The sequence below is a fragment of the Streptomyces sp. CO7 genome (assembly GCF_053474865.1).
In genome coordinates, this window is record NZ_JBRIOU010000006.1 from 350948 (window position 1) to 355405 (window position 4458).

At 72.8% G+C, this 4458-nt stretch carries 3 protein-coding genes; 1 reads left to right on the forward strand and 2 read right to left on the reverse strand.

Annotated features, from left to right (window positions below):
* Positions 1 to 177 precede the first annotated feature (177 nt).
* Positions 178 to 2421 carry a glycoside hydrolase family 9 protein gene (locus tag ACOV8S_RS23130; RefSeq protein WP_448319960.1) on the forward strand — a complete coding sequence of 748 codons (2244 nt, stop codon included), beginning with the start codon at positions 178 to 180 and terminating at the stop codon, positions 2419 to 2421.
* A gap of 127 nt (positions 2422 to 2548) precedes the next feature.
* Here ACOV8S_RS23130 and ACOV8S_RS23135 read toward each other — a convergent pair whose 3' ends face one another.
* A complete protein-coding gene (locus ACOV8S_RS23135) occupies positions 2549 to 3712 on the reverse strand; it encodes an LLM class flavin-dependent oxidoreductase (RefSeq protein ID WP_448319962.1) in 1164 nt (387 codons plus the stop codon).
* Between the two features lie 55 nt (positions 3713 to 3767).
* Positions 3768 to 4334 carry an NADPH-dependent FMN reductase gene (gene ssuE / locus ACOV8S_RS23140; RefSeq protein WP_448319963.1) on the reverse strand — a complete coding sequence of 189 codons (567 nt, stop codon included), beginning with the start codon at positions 4332 to 4334 and terminating at the stop codon, positions 3768 to 3770.
* Between the last annotated feature and the right edge of the window lie 124 nt (positions 4335 to 4458).

Genomic DNA, 4458 nt, shown 5'->3' on the forward strand with positions numbered 1-4458 from the left:
CCCCACCGCTCTGACGTCGCGTTACTTCCCGCCCCCCACATCCGTCCCGTCCACCCCATTGACGCCGGATCAGAAGTGCATGAGCATGACCGCCTACCGGGATGGGAGCGCTCCCACCTGCCTGCCTCCCGGTCGGGCACGCCCGTGACCACCCCACGCGACCGAGGAGCCCCGGACGTGAAACGACGCAGAACCACCTTGCTCGGCGTGACGACGGCCATGCTGGCGGCCGCCCTCACCCTGCCCGCCGGCCCGGCGGGCGCCGACGAGGTCGAGCTGATCAGGAACGGCACCTTCGACACGTCCACCGATCCCTGGTGGAGCAGCGCGAACGTCACCACCGCCCTGGAGGACGGGGAGATGTGCGCCGCGATACCCGGCGGCACCGCCAACCGCTGGGACGCGATCGTCGGCCACAACGACCTCACGCTGCAGGAGGGCCAGACCTACCGCTTCTCGTTCTCGGCGACCGGGAACCCGGCGGACCGCGTGGTGCGGGCCGTGGTGGGCCTGGCCGTGGAGCCGTACGACACCTACTTCGAGGTCAGCCCCCAGCTGAGCGTCTCCGGCAACGACTACACCTACACCTTCACCGCCCCGGCCGACACCACGCAGGGGCAGGTGGCCTTCCAGGCCGGCGGCAGCGCCGACGCGTGGCGGATGTGTCTCGACGACATCTCCCTGGTCGGCGGTGTGCCGCCGGAGAAGTACGAGCCGGACACCGGCCCGCGGGTGCGCGTCAACCAGGTCGGCTACCTGCCCAAGGGGCCGAAGAACGCGACCGTGGTGACCGAGGCGACGTCCGCCCTGCCATGGGAGCTGCGCAACGCCGGGGGCAAGGCGGTGGCCCGTGGCAGGACCGTGCCGCGCGGCGTCGACGCCTCCTCCGGGCAGAACGTCCACTCCGTCGACTTCGGCTCCTACCGTGGCTCGGGCAAGGACTTCGTGCTGGTCGCCGACGGCGAGACCAGCCGCCCCTTCGACATCTCCGCCACCGCCTACGAGCGGCTCCGGCTGGACTCGCTGAAGTTCTACTACACGCAGCGCTCCGGCCAGGCGATCCGCGACGACCTGCGTCCGGGCTACGGCCGCCCGGCGGGCCACGTCGGCGAGGCGCCCAACCAGGGCGACACCGACGTGCCGTGCCAGGAAGGCGTGTGCGACTACTCCCTGGACGTGACGGGCGGCTGGTACGACGCCGGTGACCACGGCAAGTACGTCGTCAACGGCGGCATCTCCACCTGGGAGCTGCTGCGCACCTACGAGCGTTCCCTGCACGCCTTCTCCGGCAGCCCGGGCACGCTGCGCGACGGCAGCCTGGTGATCCCCGAGTCCGGCAACAGGGTTCCCGACGTCCTCGACGAGGCGCGCTGGGAGCTCGAGTTCATGATGAAGATGCAGGTGCCGAGCGGGCAGCCGCTGGCCGGCATGGCGCACCACAAGATCCACGACTCGGAGTGGACCGGGCTGCCGCTGATGCCGCACCTGGACCCGAAGAAGCGTGAGCTGCACCCGCCGACCACCACGGCCACGCTGAACCTGGCGGCCACCGCCGCCCAGGCCGCCCGCCTCTACCGTCCCTACGACCGGGCGTTCGCCAAGGAGTCCCTGGCCTCCGCGAAGACCGCCTGGCGGGCCGCGCTGGCCCACCCGGACCTCCTGCCGGACCCGAACGACGGCATCGGCGGCGGCGCCTACCCGGACACCGACGCCTCCGACGAGTTCTACTGGGCGGCCGTGCAGCTGTACCTGACCACCGGTGACAGCGAGTACGAGCGGTACATCCTCAAGTCCCCGGTCCACACGGCGGACATCTGGAACCCGCTCGGCTTCGACTGGCAGCGCACCGCGGCGGCCGGCCGGCTGGACCTCGCCACCGTCCCGAACCGTCTCCCGGGCCTGCGGGCGGTGCGCGCCTCGGTGGTCAAGGGCGCCGACACGTACCTGGCCACCCTGCGCGAGCACCCGTACGGCCTGCCGTACGCGCCCAAGGACAACGTCTACGACTGGGGTTCCAACGCGCAGATCCTGAACAACGCGCACGTCATCGCCACCGCGTACGACCTGACCGGTGACCGCCGTTACCGCGACGGGGCGCTGCAGAGCATGGACTACGTCCTGGGCCGCAACGCGCTGAACATCTCGTACGTGACCGGCTACGGCGACGTCACCTCGGTGAACCAGCACAGCCGGTGGTACGCCCACCAGCTGGAGCCGAGCCTGCCCAACCCGCCGGCGGGCACGCTCTCCGGCGGCCCGAACTCCAGCATCCAGGACCCGGTGGCGCAGAACCTGCTGCGGGGCTGCACCGGCCAGTTCTGCTACGTGGACGACATCCAGTCCTGGTCCACCAATGAACTGACGGTGAACTGGAACGCGGCCCTGGCCTGGATGGCGTCGTTCGCGGCGGACCAGGGGTAGCCGCGGGACGGCACCACGGTTCCCGGTGCGCCGGGCGGGAGGAGGTCCCCGCCCGGCGCACCGCCGTGTGCGGCGTCCGCGGACGGCGCGTGGCCGGCGGGCGCCTGCGGTCGACGAGTGCCCGCGGTCAGCGCGCGGCCGCCGCAGCGAAGGGAACCTGGGGCGCGGGCGGCGTCGGGGACGCCGTGCGGGCCGGGTGCGTCCACAGTCCACGCGAGGCGAGGCGGGGCAGAACTCCCTCTCCGAACCAGTAGGCCTCCTCCAGGTGCGGGTATCCGGAGAGCACGAACTCGTCGATCCCCAGGGCGTGGTACTCCGCGATCAGGCCGGCGACCTCCTCGTGGCTGCCGACCAGTGCGGTGCCGGCCCCGCCGCGGACCAGGCCGATGCCGGCCCAGAGGTTGGGGTATATCTCCAGGCCGTCGGTGGAGCCGCCGCCGTGCAGGTCCAGCATGCGGCGCTGTCCCTCGGACTCGCTGCGGGCGAGCCCTTCCTGCACGGCCCGCACGGTCCGCGGGTCGAAGCCGTCCAGCAGCCGTCGTGTCTCCGCCCACGCCTGCTCGGCGGTGTCGCGGGTGATGACGTGCAGCCGGATGCCGAACCGGAGCCGCCGGCCCTGGGCCTCGGCGTGCGCCCGGACGCGGGCGATCTTCTCCGCGACGGCGGCGGGCGGTTCGCCCCAGGTGAGGTAGACGTCGACGTGCCGCGCGGCGACCTCCAGCGCGCGGGGCGAGGAGCCGCCGAAGTAGATCCGCGGCGCCGGGTCGGGCAGCCTGCTGAGCTCGGCCTCCTCCACCCGCAGGTGCCGGCCGGTGCGGGTGACCCGCTCCCCCGCCCACAGGCCGCGCACGACGTGCAGGAACTCGTCGGTGCGCTCGTAGCGCTGGTCCTTGTCCAGGAAGTCGCCGTAGGCGCGCTGTTCCCTGCTCTCGCCGCCGGTCACCACGTTGACCAGCAGCCGCCCGCCGGTGAGCCGCTGGTAGGTGGAGGCCATCTGGGCGGCGAGGGTGGGCGAGACGGAGTCGGGGCGGAAGGCGACCAGGAACTTCAGGCGCTCCGTGTGGCGGGCGACCATGGCGGTGGTCAGCCAGGCGTCCTCGCACCAGGTGCCGGTGGGGGTCAGCGCGCCGACGAAACCCAGGTCCTCGGCGGCGAGGGCGATCTGGGTGAGGTAGCCGACGGTGGCCGGCCGGTCCGCCCCGGCCGCGCCGGTGCGCACGCCGTGGCCGCCGCCGACGATGTCACGGCTGTCGCCGTTGGTGGGCATGAACCAGTGGAAGGTGAGGTTCACCGCAGGGGTCGCCTTTCGGGAGCGGTCGGAGCGGTCGGGGTGGCGGGGCGGTCGTTCATGCGGCGACGGCGCGGACGACGGTCCGGCGGACGCGGTCCGTGAGGGCGGCGGAGAACTGGTCCACCACGCCCTCCAGGGCGCCGGCGGCGGGCTCGGCGACGGTCACCGTGCCGTCCTCGGCCACGGTGATGTCCTTGTCGAGGGTGAACCAGCCCTGGACGATGTGGCCTGCGCCCATGGAGCTCAGCACCGGGCGGAGGGCGTAGTCGATGGCGAGCACATGTGCGGTGGACCCACCGGTGGCGAGCGGCAGCACCGTCTTGCCGGCCAGCGCGTACTGCGGGAGCAGGTCGAGGAGCGACTTGAGCAGACCGGAGTAGGCGGCCTTGTAGACCGGAGTGCCGATCACCAGGCCGTCCGCCTCGGCGACCAGGGCCGTCGCCCGGGCGATCGCGGGGTGGCCGAAGTCGGCGCCGAGCAGCGCCTCGGCGGGCAGGGTGCGGACGTCCAGCGGGACGACCTGATGCCCCTGCGCGGTCAGACGGGCGTCGAGATGGCGCAGCAGGCGCGCGGTGCGGGAGGTCGGGGACGGGCTGCCGGAGAGGGAGAGGACGGTGGCCATGAGGCGGGTCTCCTGGAACGGGAAGTGGTGCTGCGGTGGTGGACTGCGGGCGCGACGGGTCGTACCTTCCGCGCACGGGCACGGCCGTCGCCCCGCGCGGCGGCCCGAAGGGCCGGGGCAGGGA

Excerpts from the sequence above, each read along its gene's own strand:
- ssuE (WP_448319963.1), bottom strand. The coding sequence starts at position 4,334 with ATGGCCACCGTCCTCTCCCTCTCCGGCAGCCCGTCCCCGACCTCCCGC.